Annotated in this window: 22 protein-coding genes; 8 read left to right on the forward strand and 14 right to left on the reverse strand. The window is 61.4% G+C overall.

The features are described from left to right. Positions 1 to 31: 31 nt before the first annotated feature. The 4 genes from U5G49_RS18860 to odc2 all read right to left on the reverse strand — a co-directional run bounded on the left by U5G49_RS18860 (position 32) and on the right by odc2 (position 4,426). Positions 32 to 1,189 (reverse strand): GGDEF domain-containing protein, encoded by a 1,158-nt coding sequence (locus U5G49_RS18860; RefSeq protein ID WP_193444322.1) that lies wholly within the window; start codon positions 1,187 to 1,189, stop codon positions 32 to 34. Positions 1,190 to 1,350: 161 nt separating this feature from the next. Further along, positions 1,351 to 2,379 carry a serine hydrolase domain-containing protein gene (locus U5G49_RS18865; RefSeq protein ID WP_193444364.1) on the reverse strand — a complete coding sequence of 343 codons (1,029 nt, stop codon included), beginning with the start codon at positions 2,377 to 2,379 and terminating at the stop codon, positions 1,351 to 1,353. Positions 2,380 to 2,607: 228 nt separating this feature from the next. Continuing rightward, complete coding sequence (locus U5G49_RS18870; RefSeq protein ID WP_020051676.1) at positions 2,608 to 3,198, reverse strand: GNAT family N-acetyltransferase; 591 nt, start codon at positions 3,196 to 3,198, stop codon at positions 2,608 to 2,610. 94 nt (positions 3,199 to 3,292) lie between these two features. After that, the gene (odc2, locus tag U5G49_RS18875; RefSeq protein WP_018517632.1) at positions 3,293 to 4,426 is read right to left on the reverse strand and encodes an ornithine/lysine decarboxylase; all 1,134 of its coding nucleotides are present in this window, start codon (positions 4,424 to 4,426) and stop codon (positions 3,293 to 3,295) included. A 527-nt stretch (positions 4,427 to 4,953) separates the two neighbouring features. Here odc2 and U5G49_RS18880 point away from each other — a divergent pair. From U5G49_RS18880 to U5G49_RS18890, 3 genes are all read left to right on the forward strand, one after another. After that, positions 4,954 to 5,847 carry a LysR family transcriptional regulator gene (locus U5G49_RS18880; RefSeq protein WP_171377090.1) on the forward strand — a complete coding sequence of 298 codons (894 nt, stop codon included), beginning with the start codon at positions 4,954 to 4,956 and terminating at the stop codon, positions 5,845 to 5,847. Between the two features lie 170 nt (positions 5,848 to 6,017). Continuing rightward, entirely contained in the window at positions 6,018 to 6,659 is a 642-nt protein-coding gene (locus U5G49_RS18885) for a DUF1007 family protein (RefSeq protein WP_018446031.1), read from the forward strand. Continuing rightward, positions 6,653 to 7,729, forward strand: coding sequence for a nickel/cobalt transporter (locus U5G49_RS18890; protein ID WP_018243605.1), 1,077 nt, complete (start codon positions 6,653 to 6,655; stop codon positions 7,727 to 7,729). Before U5G49_RS18885 ends, U5G49_RS18890 begins: the two co-directional genes overlap by 7 nt. Positions 7,730 to 7,786: 57 nt before the next feature. Here the strand turns inward: U5G49_RS18890 and U5G49_RS18895 are convergent, their stop codons facing one another. The 4 genes from U5G49_RS18895 to U5G49_RS18910 form a co-directional block, all read right to left on the reverse strand. Beyond that, positions 7,787 to 7,993, reverse strand: a complete 207-nt coding sequence (locus tag U5G49_RS18895; RefSeq protein WP_017962148.1) for a hypothetical protein — start codon at positions 7,991 to 7,993, stop codon at positions 7,787 to 7,789. Beyond that, positions 7,990 to 8,685: a GNAT family N-acetyltransferase gene (locus U5G49_RS18900; RefSeq protein ID WP_193444323.1), complete on the reverse strand. Its 696-nt coding sequence runs from the start codon at positions 8,683 to 8,685 to the stop codon at positions 7,990 to 7,992. Before U5G49_RS18900 ends, U5G49_RS18895 begins: the two co-directional genes overlap by 4 nt. A 145-nt stretch (positions 8,686 to 8,830) precedes the next feature. Beyond that, on the reverse strand, positions 8,831 to 9,550 hold the full coding sequence (locus U5G49_RS18905) for a tellurite resistance TerB family protein (RefSeq protein ID WP_112905199.1): 720 nt from the start codon (positions 9,548 to 9,550) through the stop codon (positions 8,831 to 8,833). Positions 9,551 to 9,661: 111 nt separating this feature from the next. Further along, positions 9,662 to 10,300, reverse strand: a complete 639-nt coding sequence (locus U5G49_RS18910) for a 2-dehydro-3-deoxy-phosphogluconate aldolase (protein ID WP_018243609.1) — start codon at positions 10,298 to 10,300, stop codon at positions 9,662 to 9,664. Between the two features lie 154 nt (positions 10,301 to 10,454). Here U5G49_RS18910 and U5G49_RS18915 point away from each other — a divergent pair, with 154 nt between their 5' ends. From U5G49_RS18915 to trhO, 4 genes are all read left to right on the forward strand, one after another. After that, a complete protein-coding gene (locus U5G49_RS18915; RefSeq protein WP_018243610.1) occupies positions 10,455 to 10,943 on the forward strand; it encodes a CYTH domain-containing protein in 489 nt (162 codons plus the stop codon). Then, complete coding sequence (locus U5G49_RS18920; protein ID WP_193444324.1) at positions 10,921 to 11,829, forward strand: CHAD domain-containing protein; 909 nt, start codon at positions 10,921 to 10,923, stop codon at positions 11,827 to 11,829. Before U5G49_RS18915 ends, U5G49_RS18920 begins: the two co-directional genes overlap by 23 nt. A 138-nt stretch (positions 11,830 to 11,967) precedes the next feature. Then, a complete protein-coding gene (locus U5G49_RS18925; RefSeq protein WP_193444325.1) occupies positions 11,968 to 12,444 on the forward strand; it encodes a VOC family protein in 477 nt (158 codons plus the stop codon). A 71-nt stretch (positions 12,445 to 12,515) separates the two neighbouring features. Beyond that, on the forward strand, positions 12,516 to 13,445 hold the full coding sequence (gene trhO, locus U5G49_RS18930; RefSeq protein ID WP_193444326.1) for an oxygen-dependent tRNA uridine(34) hydroxylase TrhO: 930 nt from the start codon (positions 12,516 to 12,518) through the stop codon (positions 13,443 to 13,445). Between the two features lie 51 nt (positions 13,446 to 13,496). Here trhO and U5G49_RS18935 read toward each other — a convergent pair whose 3' ends face one another. Beyond that, complete coding sequence (locus U5G49_RS18935; RefSeq protein ID WP_193444327.1) at positions 13,497 to 15,710, reverse strand: putative bifunctional diguanylate cyclase/phosphodiesterase; 2,214 nt, start codon at positions 15,708 to 15,710, stop codon at positions 13,497 to 13,499. 112 nt (positions 15,711 to 15,822) lie between these two features. After that, positions 15,823 to 17,196 (reverse strand): GH1 family beta-glucosidase, encoded by a 1,374-nt coding sequence (locus U5G49_RS18940; protein ID WP_193444328.1) that lies wholly within the window; start codon positions 17,194 to 17,196, stop codon positions 15,823 to 15,825. A 238-nt stretch (positions 17,197 to 17,434) separates the two neighbouring features. Between U5G49_RS18940 and U5G49_RS18945 the strand changes: the two genes are divergently transcribed. Then, positions 17,435 to 17,839 carry a DoxX family protein gene (locus tag U5G49_RS18945; protein ID WP_018243616.1) on the forward strand — a complete coding sequence of 135 codons (405 nt, stop codon included), beginning with the start codon at positions 17,435 to 17,437 and terminating at the stop codon, positions 17,837 to 17,839. Between the two features lie 76 nt (positions 17,840 to 17,915). Here the strand turns inward: U5G49_RS18945 and U5G49_RS18950 are convergent, their stop codons facing one another. From U5G49_RS18950 to U5G49_RS18965, 4 genes are all read right to left on the reverse strand, one after another. Next, the gene (locus U5G49_RS18950) at positions 17,916 to 19,103 is read right to left on the reverse strand and encodes a Gfo/Idh/MocA family protein (RefSeq protein WP_018243617.1); all 1,188 of its coding nucleotides are present in this window, start codon (positions 19,101 to 19,103) and stop codon (positions 17,916 to 17,918) included. A 223-nt stretch (positions 19,104 to 19,326) separates the two neighbouring features. Beyond that, positions 19,327 to 20,379 (reverse strand): sugar phosphate isomerase/epimerase family protein, encoded by a 1,053-nt coding sequence (locus U5G49_RS18955; protein ID WP_012759029.1) that lies wholly within the window; start codon positions 20,377 to 20,379, stop codon positions 19,327 to 19,329. A 252-nt stretch (positions 20,380 to 20,631) separates the two neighbouring features. Further along, the gene (locus tag U5G49_RS18960) at positions 20,632 to 21,579 is read right to left on the reverse strand and encodes a substrate-binding domain-containing protein (RefSeq protein ID WP_018072728.1); all 948 of its coding nucleotides are present in this window, start codon (positions 21,577 to 21,579) and stop codon (positions 20,632 to 20,634) included. Between the two features lie 84 nt (positions 21,580 to 21,663). Continuing rightward, on the reverse strand, positions 21,664 to 22,668 hold the full coding sequence (locus U5G49_RS18965) for an ABC transporter permease (RefSeq protein ID WP_003552935.1): 1,005 nt from the start codon (positions 22,666 to 22,668) through the stop codon (positions 21,664 to 21,666). Between the last annotated feature and the right edge of the window lie 45 nt (positions 22,669 to 22,713).

The raw sequence follows: 22,713 nt of genomic DNA on the forward strand, positions 1-22,713 counted from the left end.
GCACGCGCTGAGATAGGCGCGCGCCCCGTTCCTACGCTGCCTGCTGATTCTCCCCGAAGGCTTCGACCCGGTTGCGGCCCTCGCGCTTCGAACGATAGAGCGCCTCGTCCGCCTTCTGCACCAGCCGTTCAAAATCTCCGCCGCTTTCCGCACGCGCGGCAACGCCGATGCTCAGCGTCGGAAAGACTACCAGATCCGGCCGCTGCAGGACGGCGGCGGCGAAGGCGAGACGAATGCGCTCGGCAATCGCCACTGCATCCTCCCGGGAAACATTTTTCAGCACCGCCAGGAACTCATCCCCACCTTGACGGGCAAGCAGGTCGTCGGAGCGCATGATGCTTCTCGAAACACTGGCGAAAAGCCGCAGAATATCGTCGCCGGCGGCATGGCCATGCCTGTCGTTCAGTTGCTTGAAATGGTCGATATCGATGATCAGCAACGATACCGGCTGGGAACCGAGAGCCGGCAGATGTTGGGCAAGGCCACCGCGATTGAGGGCGCCGGTCAGCGGATCGTGGTGAGCGAGTTCCGTCAGCTGATTTCGGCTGCGCTCGGCAGCCATCAGCACCATCGCCATGCTGCGAAGCATGATGAACGCGACCGCCGATACCGCCATCCAGCTGTGAATTGCACTACCGCCGAAAGGATCCGGCCCACCGATCTCACCGGTCGCCGCGAGAATGCTGCGAATCGCAAAGATCGCCGCAGTGCAAATATAGAGGCCGACAAGCAGGGCTGCCGAATACAGCTTCTCGCGCCGGACAATGCTGATTGCCTCCCTTGCGACGGCAAGATCGCAGAGGCAGCAGATGACGGAGACGTAGAGGAGCCTCGCCGAGACTGCCGATGGATCGCTGACGATGAGGACGACAGGAACGCTGACGAGAAAGATGGCAAGCCAGAAAGTGCGTTGGTCGAGCGCCCGCCCCGAAAACACCCGCACGGCAAAGAACATCAGCATGTAGCCGGCGATGGTGACGATATTGCCGCCGTCGATCGAGACGGAGTAGGGAACGAGATTGCGCAACGCGACGAGGAAGGACCCGACGCCGACAAGAAGGTTGCTCAAACCCCACCAAAGCGGCCACCTCTCGAAGCGGCCGGTCGCATAGGCAGCAAGCTGGAGGATGCCCAGCACGAAACAACTCACGGCAACAATGAAATAGATTGTCCTGAGATCCAGCAGCATGGCGCTTTCCCGAAATTCTTGCGGAATTTACAGGAAGCGTTTTGCGGTTTGATTGGGCGCTTCGCTAAGAATTTAACGATCGCGAGGTTTTCCTGCGGCATAATGCAGCAATTCAAGCGTTACAGCGTCCTTTGCGCGTCTGCAGACGCGCGGCACTGTCGTCAGGCGGCCCGCACCTCGCCGATAATGTCCGCCAACAGATCGTGCAGCAAGTCCTTGTAGCCGTTTCGGGCAGATGGACCGCTCTCTTCCGAGGTCATGACGACGGTGAGATCGAGCGACGGCACGATATAGAGCATCTGCCCGCCATAACCCCAGGCGAAATGCACCTGCTCGCCGCCGATCTGCCGCGTGAACCAGCCATAGCCATATTCATCGCCCGAGAAGCGCGAGTTGGTGCGTTGCTGCCACGACTGGGAGATCCAGTCGGCAGGGACGATCTGGCGGCCGTCGGCGGTCTTGCCGCCGTTGCGGTAAAGTTCGCCGAAGGCAAGCAGCGACCGGGCGCTCATCGCCATCTGGTTGCCGCCGAGATAGATGCCCTGCGGATCGCGTTCCCATGCACCGATGCGGAAACCGTCGACCGGGCCGAGCCATTCACGCGCCAACACCAGCGTCGGCCGCCGGCCGACCTTGGTGAGAATGGCCGACAGCAGATGTGTGGATGCGGTGGAATAGAGCATCTCGCCACCGGGCTGATCGACGAAAGGCTGAGACAGCGCAAAGCGCACCCAGTTGCGCGAGGAGACCCAGCGGCCGTAGTTCGCCCCCGACATGCGATCGAGCCCAGCCTGCATGGAGAGAAGATTGCCGATGGTGATGTCGTTGATGCGCGGGTCGGGCGTTACCGGGAGATCGGTCTTCAGGATCGGCGCGATCTTCTGATCCGGCCCCTTCAGCAGGCCCTTATCGATGGCGATACCGACCAGCGCCGAGATGATCGACTTCGAGGCGGATTTGATATTGGTCGATTCCGAGGGCGAATGACCATGGAACCCACGTTCGCCGAGCACGCGTCCGTCACGGGCGACAATCACCGTCTTGAGAGGCCTCATCGCGGGGTCGCTCGCCGCGCGATCGAGACGCGGGCCAAGCCCGCCGACGCCGGAAGCCGTGCTCTGAGCAGTCGCCGGCCCCGTTGCGGCAAGCGGCAGGTAGAAGAAAAGCAGAAGGGAAAGAAGGCGGATCATGCGACGCAAGATAGGATATCGCAGCGATTTGTTCGCGTGCCGGCGCCACTTTTCACGCGATTGTGTTTCCGCGTGCGACGCTTACCCAGCTGACCACAGCCGCGCACCCATCAAAAGACAATCCGCGCCGCAACCACGACAGGCCCGCCTGCCTCCATGGTCAAGCGGCGCGGACATTGCCGGCCAGGAGGGAAAGATTCCCAACCCCGACCGGCCGATCGGCACAGCTCAGGCTGCGCGGCGAACCGGCGCGCTGGCCAGCATGCGTCCCGAGGGGACGATCATGCCGGCCGCGCCGTCAAGCCAGCCTTCCGTGAGCTCGAGCGCAAGAAAGCGCGAACGTTCGAACGGACCCGGCATGACAAGATGGCGAGCCTTTTCCGCAAAGAAGCCGAAGCGCTCGTAATAGGCAGCATCACCGACGAGCAGGACGGCGCCGTGCCCACGCTTCTTCGCTTCAAGAATCGCCGCGCGCATCAGCGCCGAGCCGATGCCCTTGCCGCCCTGATGCGGCGCAACGGCGAGCGGTCCAAGCAGCAGCGCGTTGATCGGCGTGCCTTCGTCATTGACGCCGGCCTCGATGTTCCAGAGGCGCACCGAGCCAATGACATGGCCGTCGCGGTCGCGCGCCACGAGCGCAAGGCCCTCGGCCGGAACGCGGTTGCGGCGGATCTTCTCCGACGACTTCTTGCGGCGATCCGGACCCATGACGCGGTCGAGCAGGTTTTCACGCGCAACGACATCCGAGGGATTTTCGGCGTCGATGGCGAAAGTGGTAGGCGCAAAGAATGCGCGGACAGAATCAAGAACAGCGGCCATCTTGGCCTCCCGTACCCAATACCGTTTTCAGCGGCGATGAAAGAAAATTGTGAAGTTGCCGCCCCGATTGGTTACGGGGCCGGCGGAAACGACCTTAGATGATGTAGGCCTTCAGCGGATCGAAACCGTTGAAAGCGACCGCCGAATAGGTCGTCGTATAGGCGCCGGTGCCTTCGATCAGGACCTCGTCGCCGATCGAAAGGGAGATCGGCAGCGGATAGAGGTTCTTCTCGTAGAGCACGTCTGCCGAATCGCAGGTCGGGCCGGCGATGACGCAGGGCTCCATCTCGTCGCCGTCGTGATCCGTGCGGATCGGATAGCGGATGGCTTCGTCCATCGTCTCGGCGAGACCGCCGAATTTGCCGATGTCGAGGAATACCCAACGGGCATCGTCATTGTCCGACTTCTTCGAAATCAGCACGACTTCCGCCTTGATCACACCGGCATTGCCGACCATGCCGCGGCCCGGCTCGATGATCGTCTGCGGGATCTGGTTGCCAAAATGCGTGCGCAGCGCCTGGTAGATCGACTTGCCGTAAGCTTCTGCGGACGGAACGTCACGCAGGTACTTGGTCGGGAAGCCGCCGCCCATGTTGACCATCTGCAGGTGGATGCCCTGCTTGGCAAGCGATACAAAGACGCGCTTGGCATCGGCGAGTGCCGAATCCCAGGCATCGACCTTGGTCATCTGCGAACCGACATGGAACGAGACGCCATAGGACTGCAGGCCAAGCTGATGGGCGTAGACGAGAACGTCGACAGCCATCTGCGGGACGCAGCCGAACTTGCGCGACAGCGGCCATTCAGCGCCTTCACCATCCGTGAGCACACGGCAGAAGACACGGGCGCCGGGAGCGGCGCGCGAGATCTTCTCGACTTCCTCGTGGCTGTCGACCGCAAAGAGGCTGACGCCGAGCGCATGCGCGCGGGCAACGTCACGTTCCTTCTTGATCGTGTTGCCGTAGGAGATACGGGCGGCGGTCGCACCGGCTTCGAGCGCCATTTCGATTTCGGCAACGGATGCGCAATCGAAATTGGAGCCGAGGCCTGCGAGCAGCTTGAGCACTTCCGGAGCCGGGTTGGCCTTCACGGCGTAATAGATGGCGCTGTCCGGCATAGCGTGACGGAAGGCGTGGAAATTGTCGCGAACGACGTCGAGGTCAACCACAAGGCAGGGACCATCGGGACGTCGGGTTGCGAGAAAGTCGCGGATGCGCTGGGTGGTCATATCGATTCCCTCTTCCAATTCCAGAGCTCCGGCATGAACCGGAGGACAAAGGGCATACGATAGCTCGCATTGGAACCAGCCGGTGGAGACCCCGGAACCATAGCAAGCGCTCGATGCGCGGATGGTGAACCAACGCCGCGGTGCGGTGTAAGTTCGGCTTTGTCTGCCATGGATTGGAGGGAGAGTCCCAACCGCACTTCCGGCAATGATGGTGTGCCTCTTCAGTAACCCCCGCTGATGGAAAGCAGGGAGAGAACAAAAAGGCCCGCACCGTCGTTGCTTCAGGCGTCCTCGCATTTTCCGGTTGGCCGGAATAGCGACTGGAGGGGTTAATTCCAGGTACCTTACCGATTTCCTCACCAATTCGAGGGTTCGGCGGACACCCATGGGCACGTGCGACTTTGGGCTGAGTGGGAAATAAGAATATTCGCCTTCATAATCAAGCGATTTTTTGATCTCGGGCTAAAAAAATAATTGAACAAGACGAGCCAATTTGTTCAACATTCCGAAACAGCCTGAGGGGTGCCATGGATACCTTGACCCGCATACGTGCCTTCATCGATGTCGTCGAGGCCGAAGGCTTCTCCGCCGCGGCAAGACGCACCGGCCGCTCAAAGGCGCTGCTCTCCAAATATGTGCGCGAACTGGAGGATGAGCTCGGCGCCCTGCTGCTCAACCGCACCACCCGACAATTCTCCATGACCGAAGCCGGCCATACCTATTACCGCACCGCCTCCGATATCTTAAAGGAGATCGACAACCTCGCCGATCTCGTGCGTGAGAACAATGCACAGCTCAAAGGACGGCTGCGCATTTCCGTGCCGCGCACCTTCGTTGATGCCGATGTCGGCCAGTCGCTGATCGATTTCGCCAAGGAGAATCCGGACCTTTCGCTGGAGATCGCCGCCGATGACCGGTTCGTCGATCTGATCGAGGAAGGCTTCGACGTGGCGATCCGCATCACCAAGCTCGAAGATTCCGGCATGATCGCCCGTAAGATCTCGGATTTCCGCATCCATATCTGCGCCACCCCCGAGTTTCTCGAGCGTCATCCCAACCTCGAGCATCCGACGGACCTTTCCAACGTCCCCTTCATCGTCGACACCAACGCGCGCACCCAGGCGAGCATCCGCTTCCACAATCCCGACAACACCTCGTTCGCCGTCGCCGTATCCGGACCGATAGAGGTCAACAGTCCGCATGCAACATTACGCGCAGCACTCGCCGGCATCGGCATAGCCTTCATCCCGGATTTCATCGCCCGCAAGCCGATCGAGAGCGGCGAACTGGTCACGCTGTTCAACGATTACATCCCGACCGACCGCGGCATTTATGCCGTCTATCCACACCGGCGCTACCTGCCGGCCAAGGTAAGGATCTTCGTCGACTACCTGCACAACTGGTTCAAGAAGCATCCGTAGAGCATGTCGCGCAAAAGTGTGACGTGCTTTAGCGCAGTGCCCTTGCGAAGCGATGCGACATTCCGCCCTGCATCAACATCCGGCCCCGCGAAACCGATGCCGAGCCCGGTCCCAATTCCGTCCCAATTTCTGGCAAGAAGTCAGGGGCAGCGAACAGGGCAGCGAGATAGATGAGACATTCGAAGATACTAATCGCCGCACTTCTTTCGCTGGCGCCGACCGCCGCCTTTGCTCATCCGCACATCTTCGTGGAGGCGCGTCTCGAAGTCGTGGCCGGCAAGGACGGCAGTGTCGAGGAACTGCGCAACGTCTGGCGCTTCGACGAGGTCTTTTCGTCCTCCGTGGTCATGGATTTCGACAAGAACACCGACCTGAAGCTGGAGCCGAACGAGCTGACCGACGTCGGCAACACGGTCAAGAAGTCGCTTGCTGATTACGACTACTACATGAACCTGACGATCAACGGGAAAAACATCACCGTCCAGAAGCCCGACATCATCCATGTCGACTACAAGGATGGCCAGCTGCTGATGTTCTTCGCGGTAAAGCCGGTGGAAAAGATGCCGCTGAAGGGCAGGCTCACCTTCGGCGTCTACGATCCGACGCTCTACACCTCGATCGATTTTCCGACAGACAACGAGCTTGCGATCGTCGGAGACGGCTTCAAGGCCTGCAAACATCAGGTGGTGCGGCCGGATGCCGACGAGGTGATCTCGCAAAACAAACAGTCGCTGACGGACGCCTTCTTCAACGATCCCACCGGCACCAACATGTCCAAACTCTTCGCCACCCGGCTGGAGGTCACATGCTGACGAAACGCCTGCCCCTCATCCTTTCCGCTGCGACCCTTGCGCTGGTGACGGCTGCAAGCCTCGCTCATGCGCAATCGCCGCTTGGCATCGGCACGGCGGAGCCGAGCTTCCAGCCGACTGGCGGGCCGTTTGCGCCACTATTTCTCTACGTCAATTACGAGCAGCAAGCTTTCTACCGGGCGCTGACCGGTGCCTTGAAGGCAATGCGCCAAGACCCCTGGCAGCTGGCATCGCTGATCGGCCTCTCTTTCGCCTATGGCGTCTTCCATGCCGCCGGCCCGGGCCACGGCAAGGCGGTCATCTCCTCCTACATGATCGCCAACGAGGTGGAGCTGAAGCGCGGCGTGGTGATTTCCTTCATTTCGGCCTTCGTCCAGGGCGTGATGGCGGTGGCGCTGGTCGGAGGCGCCTGGCTGGTGCTGCGCGGCACCGGCATTACGTTGACGGCGGCGACCCACGCGATGGAGATCTCAAGCTTCGTCATGGTCATCCTCTTCGGCGGCTGGCTGCTGTTCCGCAAACTGCGGTCGCTGGTGGGCAACATGCCGCGCCGCCGGCTGATGGCGACGCCGGCCGGTCCGGTCAGCATGATGCTCGACTGGAAGGACAATGCCGCCGAACGCCAGGCCTATGCCTTCAACGGCAAGGCGCAGGCTGTGGAAGCCGGCCACACCTTCGTTCCCGGCATGGTCTGTGAGACCTGCGGCAATGCCCATGTGCCTGATCCGTCCCTGCTCGCCGGCGACAGGTTCAGCGCCCGCGAGGCCTGGTCGGCGATCGTGGCCGTCGGACTGCGCCCCTGCTCCGGCGCATTGCTGGTCATGACCTTCTCGCTGCTCAACGGGCTCTATCTCGGCGGCGTGCTTTCGGTCGCCGCCATGTCGCTCGGCACGGCGATCACCGTTTCCCTGCTTGCCACACTTGCCGTCACCGCCAAGAGTGCGGCCGTCCGCCTCTCCGGACGCGGCTCGACCGCCTCGATCTGGATCGGCAACGCCATCGAAATCCTCGGCGCCGTGCTCGTCATGCTGATGGGCGCCCTGCTGCTCGGGGCCTCGCTGCAGGGGTAACAATTCCAGCACAAGTGCGCAGCGGTTTTGCGTCCGCAATTGCGCAATGCTGTAGACTTATTTCCCCCGGCTGCGCTGGTAGCGCGCCCGCAGCCAGAAAACTGCGAAAAACGCCATGATCAGGCAGACGCCGACGACGATCGCCAGCGTCGGCGAGAAATTGCCGATCCACAGCACGATGGTCGGCAGGAAATAGATGACGAGGGCGGCGCTAAGCAGGATGATGCCAGCGGCGGTCGCCTGCGAGCGGCTTTCCGGGCTCATACCAGCCTTTCCTTTTCAAGATCGACGCGGATGTCCTGCAGGCGGCGGATCTGGTTGCCCTCGGCATCGAAATTCTCAGGCGAAAGCCAGGCTTCGAAGGCATCGTTGATCAGCGGCCATTCACTGTCGATCATCGAGAACCATGCGGTGTCGCGGTTGCGATGCTTGGAGATCATGTGCTGGCGGAAGATGCCTTCGAAGCTGAAGCCGTAACGGGCGGCCGTCGTCTTGCTCGCGTCATTCTTATTGTCGCATTTCCATTCGTAGCGGCGGTAGCGGAGATCCTCGAAGACATGCTTGGCCATCAGATAATGCGCCTCGGTCGAAAGCGGCGACCGCTTCATCTCAGGCCCATGTGCCACCCCGCCGATCTCGACGACGCCGTTTGCCGGGTCGGCGCGCATGTAATTCGCCATGCCCACAATCTTGCCGGTGGCATTGTCGCGGAAGATATGGGTGAGCCAGCCGGACTTGGTGTTGACGGTTTCCAGCCAGCTGGCGAAATCGTCGATACCGGAGAAGTCGTCCTGCGCGAAATAGAGAAGCAGCGGATTGATGCCCATGCCGCCAAGCCCATCCCACAGCGCCTCAAGATGTTCGGCGCGCCGATAAGGCTCGACGGTGACGAAACGGCCCTTCAGCGTGACCGGCTTCGGCGCCGGGCATCCCTTGAAATTTGCAAGATCGCGCATGTCCACTCCCCTTTTCGGAAGAGTGGATAGGCCAGCCGCCCGACAAAGGCAACCGGCCTAAAGCGCGTCGCGCTTTGGGCCCTTATTTCAACGCATGTCGTTGTCGCAAAACCGCTGCACACTTTTGCGCGACATGCTTTAGATGTCACTGTGACAAGGTCACCTTGGCGGAGGACACCGTTGCCTCGATATGGTCGACCAGCTGGTCGGCAAGGCCGAGGCGGCCGGCAAGCAGATCGAGATAACCGCGCTCGGCGCGCGAATCCGGGTCGATGGTGAGCCGCGAGGCGGTGTAAAGCTCGACACGCTGTTCTTCCGTCGTCGCGGCAGCAACGAGCGCATCGATATCCGTCGGCGAAGCGAGTTCCTGCTCGATGAAGGCCGCAGCCTCGCCGCTGACGTCGGCGGCCTTGACCTTGTCCATGATGAGGGCGCGTTCGGCATCGTCGATATGGCCGTCGGCCTTGGCGGCGGCGATCATCGCCCGGATCAGCACCAGCACGAATTCGTTGCTGCCGGCAGGCGACGCCGGCCCGAAACCGGACTCGGCAGGCGGCGGCAGGAGAACCGGGTTGTTTGCCGACGGCGCATCCGAGGGGGCTGCCGGCGCCTGCCCCGCCTGGTAATTCTTGTAGGCCTGGTAGCCGAGACCGGCAATGGCGGCAAGACCGCCGATCGCCAGTGCATTGCCGGCAATACCGCGGCCGGTCTTGGTGCCGAGAAGTACGGCGGCAATGGCGCCAGTCGCCAGCGGATTGTTCTTTGCCGTCTGCACGGCGTCGCCGGCCCTGTCGCGGACCGAACCGCCAAGACCCGGCATCTGTGAACCCAAGAACTGGTCGAGAAGCTTCTTTGCGTCGAACATTCCTCGTCGTCTCCCTGTTTGAAACTGGAGGAGAACATAGGTTTGCGACGGCTGAAATACAAATAGGAGGAGCGGGATTAAGCGGTGGCGCTCACCCGCTCCTGCCGAAACTCAAGCCTTCAGCGCTGCCGCCTCTGCTGCGAGCTTGGTGATCCCAGCCCAGTCGCCAGCCGCAACCAGTTCCTTCGGCGCCACCCAGGAGCCGCCGACGCAGATGACGTTCGGCAGCGACAGATAATCATGGGCGTTCTTCAGCGAAATGCCGCCGGTCGGGCAGAACAACGTGCCTGCAAGCGGCGAGGACAGCGCCTTGAGATAAGCGGCGCCACCGGCCTGCTCCGCCGGGAAGAACTTCAACACCTGGTAGCCTTCTTCCCGCAGCGCCATGACTTCGCTGGCGGTCGCGGCCCCCGGAAGCAGCGGCACGTCGGAATCGGCGGCGGCATCGAGCAGTTCCTGCGTCGTGCCGGGGCTGACGATGAACTTCGAACCGGCGGCGACGGCGGCTTCCCAATGGGCGACATTCAGGATCGTCCCGGCGCCGACTTCGGCGCCCTCGACCTCGGCAGCGACGGCGCGCACGGCTTCGAGTGCCGCCGGCGTGCGCATGGTGATCTCGATCGCCTTCAGCCCGCCCGCGACGAGCGCGCGGGCGAGCGGCACCGCTGACTTCGCATCGTCGACGATCAATACCGGAACGACAGGCTGGAGTTTCAGGATGGAAAGGAGCTTCTCTGTTTTCTCGCCCATGGTCGTGCGACTTCCTTGAAACGATTGAATTTGCATCCCGAATAACGCCCCCGCGGAACCTTGTCGAGATAAAACCGGACCGCATCACAAGAAGGGTATGAAATGCCTGGAAAGTGGGCTACCGTGCCGCAATCGTCACAAAAGGTTCACCGGCATGGCGAAAGAAATCGAGCGGAAGTTTCTTGTACGCAGCGATGGATGGCGTTCCGCCGTCGAGACGAAGTCTGTCCTCAGGCAGGGTTACATCGCCTCGATGGACGACCGTTCCGTGCGGGTGCGCATCCTCGACGGCAGGAAGGCGAGACTGACGATCAAGATCGGCCGCAGCACCATCACTCGTGACGAATTCGAATACGATATCCCAATCGCCGATGCCGAAGAGTTGCTGCTGAACGCCATCGGCGTCGTCATCGAGAAGACGCGCTACCGCGTTCCGCATGAGGGTTTCGTCTGGGAAGTCGACGTCTTTACCGGCGAGCATCGCGGACTGGTGATCGCCGAGGTGGAGATGACGGCGGAAACCGACGATCCGGCGCTGCCCGCTTGGCTCGGCCGCGAAGTAACCGGGGATTTCCGCTATTCCAACCAGGCCCTTGCCACAGAATACGGGCACGACAGGCATGGCCTATCGCATTCGGCCTGACGCCGATTTCACCGAAGCGTTCCGTAGCGTCGCGACCAGGCAGCTGGAACACGCCATCACTGTCCTCAGAAAACGCCCGGACGGCGCGCATGAGGCGATCCATTCCTTCCGCAAGAACCTGAAGCGACTACGCTCGCTCTACCGCCTCGTGGCCCGCGAAATTCCGGATTTCCAAGCCCAAGAAAATGCGAGGCTTCGCGATGCCGCACACTCGCTTTCGGCGATCCGCGACGCTACCGCCCTCATCGGCACCGCCCAATATCTGCAGCATGCAGCCCGCGGGAACGAGGAGAGCGAGGCGCTCGGCCGCATCGTCACCATCCTCGAAGGCCGCCGTGATTGGATGGCGGAAGCCGAAAGCGGCCTGGAACAGCGGCTCGCGGAAACCTCCGACGTTCTGAAGGAGGCGATCGCCGCCTTAGACGCCGTCTCCTTTGATGGCGGCCACCGCAAAAATGCACGCATGCTGGCGAAGAGCTGGCGCCGCATCGCGCGGAAGGCCAAGACCGCGCTTACAGCCTGTCACGGCGAGGCATCGGCCGACGATTTCCACGATCTGCGCAAACGCACCTACGACTATCGGCTCTACCATGCCCTTTTGCGCGACATCTGGCCGGGCGCGATGAAGGCTAAGCGCGATGCGGCCAGCGAACTCGTCGAGGATCTCGGCCACATCCATGATCTCACCGTACTCTCCGAACTGGTCGAGGCAGAACCGCAGCTCTTCACTCGCAATGACGACCTGACGCATCTGCTCGACATCATCATCTTCCGCCAGCAGGAAGACCGGCGGCAAGCGCTGATCAAAGCCGAAGCCGTCTTCGCCGATGATGCCGACGAGGAAGCCCAGCGCATCGAGCTTCTCTGGCTGATGGCCGGGAGTTGAGAGACAGCGAAACCGGAAGTGCCTGCGCGTTGCTCTGCATTTCCTGCAATATCACAAAGAACCCTGTTGACCTCAACCAATCTTGAGGTCCTAGCTTGCGGTGGTCAAACAAGCAGAGACCTGATCCGCGAGGAAAAAATGACCGCCGAAAATGCCGCGATGCCGAAGGTACTCGGGCTCTACGAAACACATCTGACCGTTGCCGATCTCAAGACCTCCACGGAATTCTACCGCGATGTCGTCGGGCTCGAACCCGCAGCGTCGTTCGAGGAGCGCAAAGTCACTTTCCTCTGGGTGGACGACAGGAAGACCGGTATGCTCGGCCTTTGGGAAACCGGAACCGGGCCGCTGAAGATGCGGCTGCACATCGCCTTCCGCATGACCGCCGATGGCGTGCTGCAGGCGCCTGACATTCTCAGGGCAAAGGGCGTGGAACCTCTCGGCTTTACCGGTGAACCGGTAACGGAGCCGGTGGTTCTCGGCTGGATGCCGGCGCTGTCGATCTATTTCAAGGATCCGGACGGGCACTCAATCGAGTTCATCAGCGTTCTCGACGCCGTCCCCGACCGGAGCTTCGGCGTGCGGCCGTTTTCCGAATGGCAGGCGCGAGCGTAATCGGTCAGCGGTCAAGGCGGCCGCTGGCGAAGGCAATTGCGCCGCCCGCTGATTTTCTGTATTTCCGGCCTATGACCGACAGCCTGACACACACCAGCCCGTTCCTCGTGGCCGCACTTTACCATTTCGTTTCCGTGCCGCGCTTTGCCAGCCTGCAGGCACCGCTGCAGACGCTTTGCGAGGAGAACGGCGTCAAGGGAACGCTGCTTCTGGCGCATGAAGGCATTAACGGCACGATCGCGGGCCCGGATGCCGGCATTCACGCCGCGCTCGCCTTCCTGCGCGCCCAGTCGGAATTTTCGGGCCTGGAGCACAAGGAAAGCCGCGCCTCGAAAATGCCCTTCCTGCGCATGAAGGTGAAGCTGAAGAAGGAAATCGTCACCATGGGCGTCGAGGACGTCGACCCCAACAAGGTGGTCGGAACCTATGTGGCGGCCAAGGACTGGAATGCGCTGATCTCCGATCCCGATACGATCGTCATCGACACCCGCAACGATTACGAGACGGCAATCGGCACTTTTCGCGGCGCGCTCGACCCGAAGACCAAGACCTTCCGAGAGTTTCCCGATTGGGTGCGCAACAATCCCGGCCTGCACAACAAGCCGAAGGTCGCCATGTACTGCACCGGCGGCATACGTTGCGAGAAGGCCACCGCTTTCATGAAGGCTGAGGGCTTCGACGAGGTCTATCATCTGAAGGGCGGCATCCTGAAATATCTGGAGGAAGTGCCGCAGGAGGAAAGCCTCTGGGATGGCGCCTGCTTCGTCTTCGACGAGCGCGTTTCCGTCGAGCACGGTCTGAAGGAAGGCGAACACAGGCTGTGCCACGCCTGCCGCAACCCGATCACCGCAGAAGAAATCACCTCACCGCTCTACGAGGAAGGCGTTTCCTGCAGCCACTGCTATCATAAGCGCACGGAGGAAGACCGGCTGCGTTACCGTCAGCGGCAGCACCAGATCGCCCTCGCGAAAAAGCGTGGCCAACGGCATATCGGCAGCTAAGCCGGGATTCCGGTTGGAACAGCCTTGCTGTCTGAGGATCAGGCCCACCAGTCAGACAGCGCTGATGCGGCGCCGAGCTTGCGGCTCCGCTGCACGCCGCTCGTTCAGCATCTCGGTGATAAGGTCTGATGTCACAGGCTTTCCGAACCAATAGCCCTGCAGGCAGTCGCAGCCGAACAGGCGCATGGCTATCGCCTGCTCCTCGGTCTCGATGCCTTCGGCCGTCACCGGAATGTCGAGCGAGCGGGCAAGCGCTACCGTCGCCTGCAGCATCTCGCGCTGGCGTTTGTCCTCGTTGACACCCATGACCAGCGAGCGGTCGATCTTGATGCGGTCGAAGCCGAACTGCCTGAGATAACCGATCGAGGAGAAGCCGGAGCCAAAATCGTCGAGCGCCACCTTAACCCCCAGCCCCTTCAACCGTTCGATCGACTGGCGGGTGCGCTGCGGATTCTGGATCATGTAGCCTTCGGTGATCTCGAGCGTGATACGACCGGCCTCGATCTCCGTCTGCTTCAGCACGTAGCGCACATAGTCGGTAAAGGCGGGATTGCGGAACTGGCCGGGCGAGACGTTGACCGAGACGTTGAGGTCCGGCCATTGCTTGGCTGTCTCACAGGCTTTGCGCAGCACGAACAGGCCAAGTGATTCGATGAGGCCGCTGGTCTCGGCGATCGGGATGAACAGCTCGGGCGACACAGGGCCATGTCCCGGACGGTTCCAGCGCACCAGCGCCTCGACGCCGGTCATGGCATGCGTCGCCGCATCGATCAGCGGCTGGTAGGCAAGCGTCAGGTCGCCGCTTTCGATGGCGATCCGCAGATCGAGCTCCAGCGCATTGCGCTGCTCTCGATCGGCGTCCATCGACGGGTCGTAGAGCGTCATGCGCGCGCGGCCGGCCTCCTTCGCCTTGTACATGGCAAGGTCGGAACGGCGCACCAGCTCCTCACGCCCGATCGCCCCGAAAGGCGACATGGCGATACCAATGCTTGCCCCAACGACGACGACACGGCGACCGATCTCCAATGGCTCGACGAGAAAATCGAGGATCTGCTCGGCAAGCTGCAGGGCGGCGGCATTCTCGCTGTCGGAGAGAAAGGCGATCGCAAATTCATCGCCGCCAATACGGGCAAGAACCGCACCTTGCGGAATGAGCACGTCGAGCCCGGCCGCGACCGCGCGGATCAACTGGTCACCGGTGCCGTGGCCATAGCTGTCATTGACTTCCTTGAAGCCATCGAGGTCGAGATAGAGGAGCAGCACGTTGCGCTTGGTCTGGCGTGCCTCCACGACAAAACGATCGACGGCGAGCCCGAGACCGTCGCGATTGGAAAGGCCGCTCAGCCTGTCGCGCAGCGCCTCCTCGCGGGCGCTGCCTTCCTCCGCCTTCAGGCGGCGGCCGGCAAGCCAGCCGATAGCCAGCAGTACTGCGAAAAACAATCCGACGAGGCCGAGCGCCTGGATGACCATCGGCCGCACCTGTGCATAGGCGATATCGCCGGGTGAACGCGAGATCCAGACGAGCTTGCCGAGCGTTGCCCCCGTCGGATCGACGATCGGTACGCGATAGTCGGCCGCAAAGCCAGGCGGCGCCAGCCTCAGCCCGCCGATGACATAGGTCTGGCCGAGAGCGGCCACCCTGTCGTCATCGAGATGGCGGGCGAAAACGAGGTAGCGGTGTTGGCCGGCGGGCACATCAAGCGCACCGGACTTTTTCCGAACCAATGCCACGCCGACGGCGGCAATGCCCCGTTTGGTGGTGACGAAACCGATCGCCTGGGGACGATCGGCCGGACCGGCCGCCTTCACCGTGTCGAGCAGGCTCCAGAGCGACGGCGCGAAGAAATCCGTGAGCGGCTCCTCCATCGGCTTGCCGTCGCGATAGGCCATGATCGCCTTCTTCTCACCATCGATGACGATCGCCATGTCAAACAGTGAGCTGTTGACCGACATCTCGCCGTAATTGCTCACCGTCCAGGCCATGCCGTCAGGCGCGTAGACGTTGACGGCGGCGTCGTCCCAGGCGGCGTAATCGTCAAGCGTCGCGCCGAGCTGATCCTCGAAGGTCTTCAGCGCGCCGACCGTCGTTTCGCGCGAGCGCTCGTCATCGAGGAGATTGGCATTTTCAGCCACGCGTTCGAGCGCCGTCAGCACCATGACGGTGACGACTGCGACAATAACCGCGAAGGAGAAAAGCACGCCGGTGACGGTGATGTGACGGCTTACTCCCGATCCTTTGCTCTGCGACTTTCCGGCTGTCTGCATTACGACTCCCTGACCGTCGGACTTTGCCAGCCAAGGGTTCAAAAACGTTTAAGCAACCGGCTGTTGCAGGTTTCTGACGAGCTATTTTTGTGCCCCGCCTGAGGACGCACCCCTAACCCGGCTTATGATTGCCCTTCGGGAATTTGGCCGCGAGTTCGCGATACCATTTGCCGCTCTTTTTTACCGTACGCACCTGGGTCTCATAATCGACATGGACCAGACCGAAGCGCATGCGGTAGCCTTCCGCCCATTCGAAATTGTCCATCAGGCTCCAGGCGAAATAGCCGCGTAGGGGATAGCCGTCCTTGATGAGGCCGGCAACGATTTCGAGGTGATCGCTGACATAGTCGAGGCGCATCGTGTCGTCGACCTCGCCGTCGATGACATCGGTGTTGTCGCAGGCGCCGTTCTCGGTGATGTAGCATTCCGGCAGTTCGTAGCGGCCGTAGAGGTCCTCGACCGAGAGCTTCAGGCCCGGCGCATAGATTTCCCAGCCGATATCGGTCTTGACGTCGCTTGCCGGCGGCGCTTCCACCGTCCAGGGGAAATCGCCTTTGCGTTGGGCATCATCAGTGACCCGCTCGGGCTTGTAGTAGTTCAGGCCCCACCAGTCGAGTTTCTGGCTGATAAGCTTCAAGTCGCCATCTTCGATGACAGGCATGCGGTCGCCGAGCGCCTCGACGAATTCCTTCGGATACTCGCCCTTGAAGACGGGATCGAAGAAGGCGCCGTTGTGGAACTGATGCGCACGCTCGCCAGCGGCAAGATCGGCCGGGCTGTCGGAGCCGGGGATGATCGAGGCGGCGTTGAGCACAAGCCCGACGGGCACATTTGGGGCTTCGGAGCGGATCGCCTCGACGCCGAGACCGTGGGCAAGGTTCATGTAGTGCATGGCGTGAAGGGCGGCCTGCATGTTGCGCTCGCCCGGAGCATGGATGCCATAGAGATGGCTGAGCCAGACGATGCACCAGGGTTCGTTGAAGGTCGCGACCCGGTCGAGGCGATCGCCAAGGCGGTTCATCACCGTCTTGGCATAGCGCTGAAACGCATAGGCGGTCGAGCGCGCCGTCCAGCCGCCCTCGCCGGCGAGCAACAGAGGCAGATCCCAGTGGTAGAGCGTCGCGAAGGTCTTGATGCCCCGCGCCTTGCAGCCGTCGACCAGCCGATCGTAGAAATCGAGGCCGGCCTCGTTCACCGGACCCGTGCCTTCGGGGATAATGCGCGGCCAGGCAATCGAGAACCGATAGGCTTCGACACCCATTTCCGTGATGAGATCGAGGTCCTGTTCCAGCCTGTTATAGTGATCGCAGGCAACGTCGCCGTTATCGCGATTATGGACGCGGCCGGGCATATTGCAGAAAGCATCCCAGATGGATGGCTTGCGGCCATCGGCTTTGCTGGCGCCTTCGATCTGGAAGGCAGCGGTGGCAACGCCGAAAGTGAAGTCGCCAGGAAAGCGCTCCGCGAGTTTCTTCGGATCGATCATCTGTAAATCCTATCTCTCAGGTTGAGCCGTTTGCGCCGGATTTAGCCAAGCCTGAAGGCAAAGTACAGGCTGACGGCGAGAAAAACTGCAACGTTGCAGGAGGAAAAACAGAACAGCTGCAACGCCGCTCCCTCACCGCGCTGCCGCTCTCATAACGGCAATGTCAGCAGTCGTGATTTGGCCGTTGAGACCGCGATCCTTACACGGGAAATGGCATCACAAATATGAAAGGGATCCAATGCTCTCTTCGGTCCATTCGCTGCAACCTCATCTGCTGAGCCTGTTGCGCATTGTCTCGTCACTTGTACTTTTCAGCTACGGAACACAGAAGATCCTGCATTTTCCGGCTGCGGCAAGTGTGCCGCCCGCGGGCTCGCTCTCCTGGATTGCCGGGCTGCTCGAACTCACCCTCGGCTTTCTGGTCCTGGTGGGATTCCAGACCCGTATCGCAGCCTTCGTGCTCTCCGGCCTGATGGCCTTTGCCTATTTCATCGGGCATGCCTCGAAGGGCATCTACCCCGCACAGAACGGCGGCGTCGCGGCGATCCTGTTCTGCTTCGTGTTTCTTTATCTGGTGGCGGCAGGCGCCGGACCCTTGAGCGTCGATAACCTACTGAAGCGTGGCCGCACCGCTGCTGCCTGACCGAAAATAAAATAAAACGCCGAGGCGACTTGAGATCGCCTCGGCGTTTTTCATTGGGCCACGCGGATCGGTAAATTCACACCTTGATCCAGGCGCCGTTCTTCTTCGAAGACGCGACACAGGCTTCGACGAAGGCCACACCCTTCACGCCGTCATCGACTGTGGGATAGACCACCGCCTTATCGACGGCCTTGCCCTTCTTGCGGGCGTTGATCGCATGCGCGGCTTCCGTATAGATCGTCGCAAAGGCTTCGAGATAACCTTCCGGATGCCCTGATGGCACGCGCGTGACACGGCCGGCAGCAGCGCCTGAACCGGCGCCGCCCCGAGTGATCAGCCGCTTCGGCTCGCCGAAAGGCGTGTACCACAAGTAATTCGGGTCCTTCTGGGTCCATTCCAGCCCGCCCTTGGTGCCGTAGACACGCACCATCAGGCCGTTTTCATGGCCGGGCGCAACCTGGCTGCACCAGAGCATGCCCTTGGCGGGCTTCTCCGAGCCCTTCGCCTTGAAGCGCAGCATGACATGCGCATTATCGTCCAGCCGGCGGCCCGGAACGAAACTGTCGAGATCGGCGGCGAGGCTGTCGAGCTCCAGGCCAGTGATGAAGGCGGCGAGATTGTAGGCATGCGTGCCGATATCGCCGGTCGAGCCGCCGACGCCGGACTGCGCAGGATCGGTGCGCCAGGCAGCCTGTTTCTGGCCGGTTTGCTCGACCGCTTCCGTCAGCCAGTCCTGCGGATATTCGGCCTGGACGACGCGGATGTCGCCGAGTTCGCCATTCGCAATCATCTCCCGCGCCTGGCGGACCATCGGATAGCCGGTGTAATTATGCGTCAGCACGAAGAGCGCGCCGCTCTCGTCGGCGATCTTCTTCAGCTTCTTCGCATCGGCAAGGTTGGATGTCAGCGGCTTGTCGCAGATGACATGAATGCCGCGCTTCAGGAATTCCTTGGCCGCATCGTAGTGAACATGGTTCGGCGTGACGATCGCCACCGCCTCGATGCCATTCTTCAGCTTCGCTTCGCGGATCGCCATCTCGCGATAGCTGGAATAGGTCCGCGACGGATCGAGGCCGAGGTCGCGACCGGATGCGATCGCCTTTTCGGGCGAAGCCGACAGCGCGCCGGCGATGAGATCGTACTGATCGTCGATACGTGCCGCGATGCGGTGCACCGCGCCGATAAACGCGCCCGCGCCGCCGCCCACCATGCCGAGCCGGATGCGCGGCTCACGTGTCTGTTCGGATGATGCTTCGATTGCCATTGATTCCTCCTGAATTTTTCTTCCCTTCTCCCCTCGGGGGTTCGAAGGACGGATTGAGCCCCGTGGCTCAACCCCGGTCGGTGGCCCGGAGGGCCGGATGAGGGGGCCTGGCGACAGATATGCCTTTCGCTTGTCGCTCAAGGCATTCGTCGCTATCGCTCCTCATCCCCCTCATCTGCCCTTACGGGCATCTTCTCCCCACCCGGGAGAAGGGAATAGAAGCTTAGAGCCCCAGCATCCGCCGGTTCGCCGCCTGATCCGTGCCGCTGCCGGCGAAATCGTCGAAGGCTTTTTCGGTGACGCGGATGATATGGGCGGCAACGAATTCGGCGCCTTCGCGGGCACCGTCCTCCGGATGCTTCAGCGCGCATTCCCATTCGACCACGGCCCAGCCGTCGAAATTATTCGCCGTCATCTTCGAGAACACCGCGCCGAAATCGACCTGGCCGTCGCCGAGCGAACGGAACCGGCCGGCGCGTTCGACCCAGCCCTGATAGCCACCGTAGACGCCCTGGCGACCGGTCGGATTGAACTCAGCATCCTTGACGTGGAACATCTTGATGCGGTCTTTGTAGATGTCGATGTTGTCGAGATAATCGAGGCACTGCAGGACGTAGTGCGAAGGATCGTAGAGCATGTTGGCGCGCGGATGGTTCTTCACCCGCTCCAGAAACATCTCGAAGGTGATGCCGTCATGGAGGTCTTCGCCCGGGTGGATCTCGTAGCAGACGTCAATACCGTTCTCGTCCGCATGGTTGAGGATCGGCGTCCAGCGGCGGGCGAGTTCGTCGAAGGCGGTCTCGACCAGACCGGCAGGACGCTGCGGCCAGGGATAGATGAAGGGCCAGGCAAGCGCGCCGGAGAAGGTCGCATGCGCCTTGAGCCCGAGGTTTTTGGATGCCGTCAGCGCCATCTTGACCTGCTCGACCGCCCATTCCTGACGCGCCTTCGGATTGCCGCGCACCTCCGGTGCAGCAAACCCGTCGAAGGCTTCGTCATAGGCCGGGTGAACGGCGACGAGCTGTCCTTGCAGATGAGTGGAGAGTTCGGTGATTTCGATGCCGTTTTCGCGCGCCTTGCCGGCGAATTCGTCGCAATAGTCCTTGGACGTGGCAGCCTTCTTCAGATCGATCAATTGGCTGGCCCAGGTCGGCACCTGGACGCCCTTGTAACCGATGTCGGCCGCCCATTTGGTGATCGCGTCCCACGAGTTGAAAGGAGCAGTATCGCCCGCGAACTGGCCAAGGAAAAGGCCGGGGCCTTTGATCGTCTTCATGTCAGATTCCTCCCTGAATATCGACCGTAAACGTTTCTGAAAGTGTTGTAGCACGCAATTTGGCGGGAGCAAGGCGCCTCCTCGCCCTTGGCTCGTGATTTGGCGCGAAGCCAGATGCGATATGGCGGCGAGCTAATCATGATGGGCTTTGGCGGGCAAGAGGTACGTGCAGCATTTTCGGCCACCCGCTCTATGGAAAGCATAAAAAATGCGCCCATCCTTTCGAATGGGCGCACATCTCCAATGAATGGATCAGAACGGAGAATCCGGGAAGTAGAAGTCCTTGGCATTGTCCTTGGTGACGAGCGTCGCGTCGAGGATGTAGCTGCCGTGAACCGGGACCTGGTCGTAAAGTGCCGCCGCCGTCAGCTCCATCGCCGTGCCGACCATTGCCGGCGGATAGAGAACGTCGACCGGGATCAGCTTGTCGCCATCCATGACCTTCTTGACCATGTCCTTTGAGCCGGCACCGGCGACGACATACTTGATGTCGGTGCGCTTGGCCTGCTCAATCGCCTGCAGAACGCCGACGGCCATGTCGTCGTCCTGGCACCATACGACGTCGATCTTCTGGTACTTGGTCAGGTAGTCCTGCATGACCTTGAAGGCATCGTCGCGGTTCCAGTTGCCGTACTGGCGGTCAAGAACCTTGACGTTCGAGCCGGCAATGCCCTTGTCAAAGCCGTCCTGGCGCTGCTGGTCGATCGGGATCGGCAGACCGCGGATGATGACCACTTCGGCATCCGGCGTGGTGTCCTTGATGTATTTGCCGGCGACTTCGCCGAGAGCTGGGTTGTTGCCGGCGACATAGAGATCGCGCACGGAATTGTCGTTGTTGCTCGGCGCACGGTCGACGAGGGCGACGAACTTGCCCTTGCCCTTGACTTCCTTGATGGCGTTGACGAGCGGATCCGGATCCGACGGCAGGATGACGAGGGCGTCGATGCCCTGCGTATCGAGATCCTGCACGGCGTTGGCCTGGCTTGCGGCGTCCGGCGAGGTCTTGACGATGACGTTGAGACCGGGATGTTCGGCCATCAGCAGCTTGGCAACGCGTTCGGCATGGAACACCACGCCCGACGTCCAGCCGTGGTCGGCGGCCGGAATGGACACGCCGATCGTGAATTTCTTGTCCTGGGCGTGAGCGGCGCCGGCGAAGGTCACCGCCGCAACCGCCAGGCCCAACATCAATTTACGCATGCTATTTCCTCCCAATAATTCAGGGACTTTTCCATATCGGGACCGGACGCCCTGTAAGCCCGATCAATTGCAAGCCCGGTCAATTCATGATTTGCGCACCAGCGAGCGCTGGACGAACATGGCGATGATGATGATCGCACCCTGGATGGCGCCGATCAGATATTCGCTGATGAAATTCGAAAGCAGCATGATGTTGCCGACCAGTTCGAGAATGAAGGCGCCGCAGATCGTGCCCCAGACCCTGCCCGCGCCGCCCTTGAGCGCCGTGCCGCCGACGACGACGGCCGTGATCGCCTGCAACTCCCACAGGATGCCCGTCGTCGCCGACGTCGAGCCGAGACGGGGAACATAGAGCAGCACGGCGATGGCGACGCACAGTCCCTGGATGACGAAGGCGATCGTCCTGACGCGATTGACCGCGATACCTGAATAGCGGGCGACATCGCTGTTTGATCCCACAGCGACGACGTGGCGCCCGTAGCGGGTGCGATAGAGGATGAAGGCCGCAACCGCCGTCACTGCCAGGATCACCACGATCGGCACCGGTATGCCGGCGACATTGCCGAAGTAAGCAGGGCGATAGAGCGTCTGGATATCGGCGGAGCGAAGCGTGATCGCGCCACCCTGCGACAGCCATGTCGTCAGGCCGCGATAGATGCCCATCGTGCCGAGCGTCGCGATGAAGGGCTCGATCCTGCCGACCGTCGTGATCAGGCCGTTTGCCAGACCGCAGAGCGCGCCGGCGACGATGGTGAAGACGGCGGCGACCGTCAGCATCAAAGCCGGGTTTTCGATGGCGCCCGAATTCATCAGCAGGATCATCAGGCTGGCGACGAAGGCCACCATCGAGCCGACAGACAAGTCGAGATCGCCTGCTGATATCACGAAGGTCGCACCGACCGCGATGATGGCGATGAAAGCGCTGCGCGTCGCGACATTGGCAAGGTTGGTAATGCCGATGAAATTCGGATTGACCAGGGCTCCGACGATCAGTAGCAGCGCCAGGGCGACGAAGGGCGCGACCGCACGCAGGTCGACATCCCGCCAGGATCGGCGCCGGATTTCCCTGGTCTCCTCGTTGACACTCATTTCCAAAACCAACCTCCCGTCCCATATTTTCTGGGCATCTTATGT

Source organism: Rhizobium indigoferae, assembly GCF_034554815.1.
GTDB lineage: Bacteria > Pseudomonadota > Alphaproteobacteria > Rhizobiales > Rhizobiaceae > Rhizobium > Rhizobium leguminosarum.

What these genes read in the sequence shown, in the direction of transcription:
- U5G49_RS18860 (WP_193444322.1), bottom strand. Translation starts at nt 1,189, where the DNA reads ATGCTGCTGGATCTCAGGACAATCTATTTCATTGTTGCCGTGAGTTGT.
- U5G49_RS18865 (WP_193444364.1), bottom strand. Translation starts at nt 2,379, where the DNA reads ATGATCCGCCTTCTTTCCCTTCTGCTTTTCTTCTACCTGCCGCTTGCC.
- U5G49_RS18870 (WP_020051676.1), bottom strand. Translation starts at nt 3,198, where the DNA reads ATGGCCGCTGTTCTTGATTCTGTCCGCGCATTCTTTGCGCCTACCACT.
- odc2 (WP_018517632.1), bottom strand. Translation starts at nt 4,426, where the DNA reads ATGACCACCCAGCGCATCCGCGACTTTCTCGCAACCCGACGTCCCGAT.
- U5G49_RS18880 (WP_171377090.1), top strand. Translation starts at nt 4,954, where the DNA reads ATGGATACCTTGACCCGCATACGTGCCTTCATCGATGTCGTCGAGGCC.
- U5G49_RS18885 (WP_018446031.1), top strand. Translation starts at nt 6,018, where the DNA reads ATGAGACATTCGAAGATACTAATCGCCGCACTTCTTTCGCTGGCGCCG.
- U5G49_RS18890 (WP_018243605.1), top strand. Translation starts at nt 6,653, where the DNA reads ATGCTGACGAAACGCCTGCCCCTCATCCTTTCCGCTGCGACCCTTGCG.
- U5G49_RS18895 (WP_017962148.1), bottom strand. Translation starts at nt 7,993, where the DNA reads ATGAGCCCGGAAAGCCGCTCGCAGGCGACCGCCGCTGGCATCATCCTG.
- U5G49_RS18900 (WP_193444323.1), bottom strand. Translation starts at nt 8,685, where the DNA reads ATGCGCGATCTTGCAAATTTCAAGGGATGCCCGGCGCCGAAGCCGGTC.
- U5G49_RS18905 (WP_112905199.1), bottom strand. Translation starts at nt 9,550, where the DNA reads ATGTTCGACGCAAAGAAGCTTCTCGACCAGTTCTTGGGTTCACAGATG.
- U5G49_RS18910 (WP_018243609.1), bottom strand. Translation starts at nt 10,300, where the DNA reads ATGGGCGAGAAAACAGAGAAGCTCCTTTCCATCCTGAAACTCCAGCCT.
- U5G49_RS18915 (WP_018243610.1), top strand. Translation starts at nt 10,455, where the DNA reads ATGGCGAAAGAAATCGAGCGGAAGTTTCTTGTACGCAGCGATGGATGG.
- U5G49_RS18920 (WP_193444324.1), top strand. Translation starts at nt 10,921, where the DNA reads ATGGCCTATCGCATTCGGCCTGACGCCGATTTCACCGAAGCGTTCCGT.
- U5G49_RS18925 (WP_193444325.1), top strand. Translation starts at nt 11,968, where the DNA reads ATGACCGCCGAAAATGCCGCGATGCCGAAGGTACTCGGGCTCTACGAA.
- trhO (WP_193444326.1), top strand. Translation starts at nt 12,516, where the DNA reads ATGACCGACAGCCTGACACACACCAGCCCGTTCCTCGTGGCCGCACTT.
- U5G49_RS18935 (WP_193444327.1), bottom strand. Translation starts at nt 15,710, where the DNA reads ATGCAGACAGCCGGAAAGTCGCAGAGCAAAGGATCGGGAGTAAGCCGT.
- U5G49_RS18940 (WP_193444328.1), bottom strand. Translation starts at nt 17,196, where the DNA reads ATGATCGATCCGAAGAAACTCGCGGAGCGCTTTCCTGGCGACTTCACT.
- U5G49_RS18945 (WP_018243616.1), top strand. Translation starts at nt 17,435, where the DNA reads ATGCTCTCTTCGGTCCATTCGCTGCAACCTCATCTGCTGAGCCTGTTG.
- U5G49_RS18950 (WP_018243617.1), bottom strand. Translation starts at nt 19,103, where the DNA reads ATGGCAATCGAAGCATCATCCGAACAGACACGTGAGCCGCGCATCCGG.
- U5G49_RS18955 (WP_012759029.1), bottom strand. Translation starts at nt 20,379, where the DNA reads ATGAAGACGATCAAAGGCCCCGGCCTTTTCCTTGGCCAGTTCGCGGGC.
- U5G49_RS18960 (WP_018072728.1), bottom strand. Translation starts at nt 21,579, where the DNA reads ATGCGTAAATTGATGTTGGGCCTGGCGGTTGCGGCGGTGACCTTCGCC.
- U5G49_RS18965 (WP_003552935.1), bottom strand. Translation starts at nt 22,668, where the DNA reads ATGAGTGTCAACGAGGAGACCAGGGAAATCCGGCGCCGATCCTGGCGG.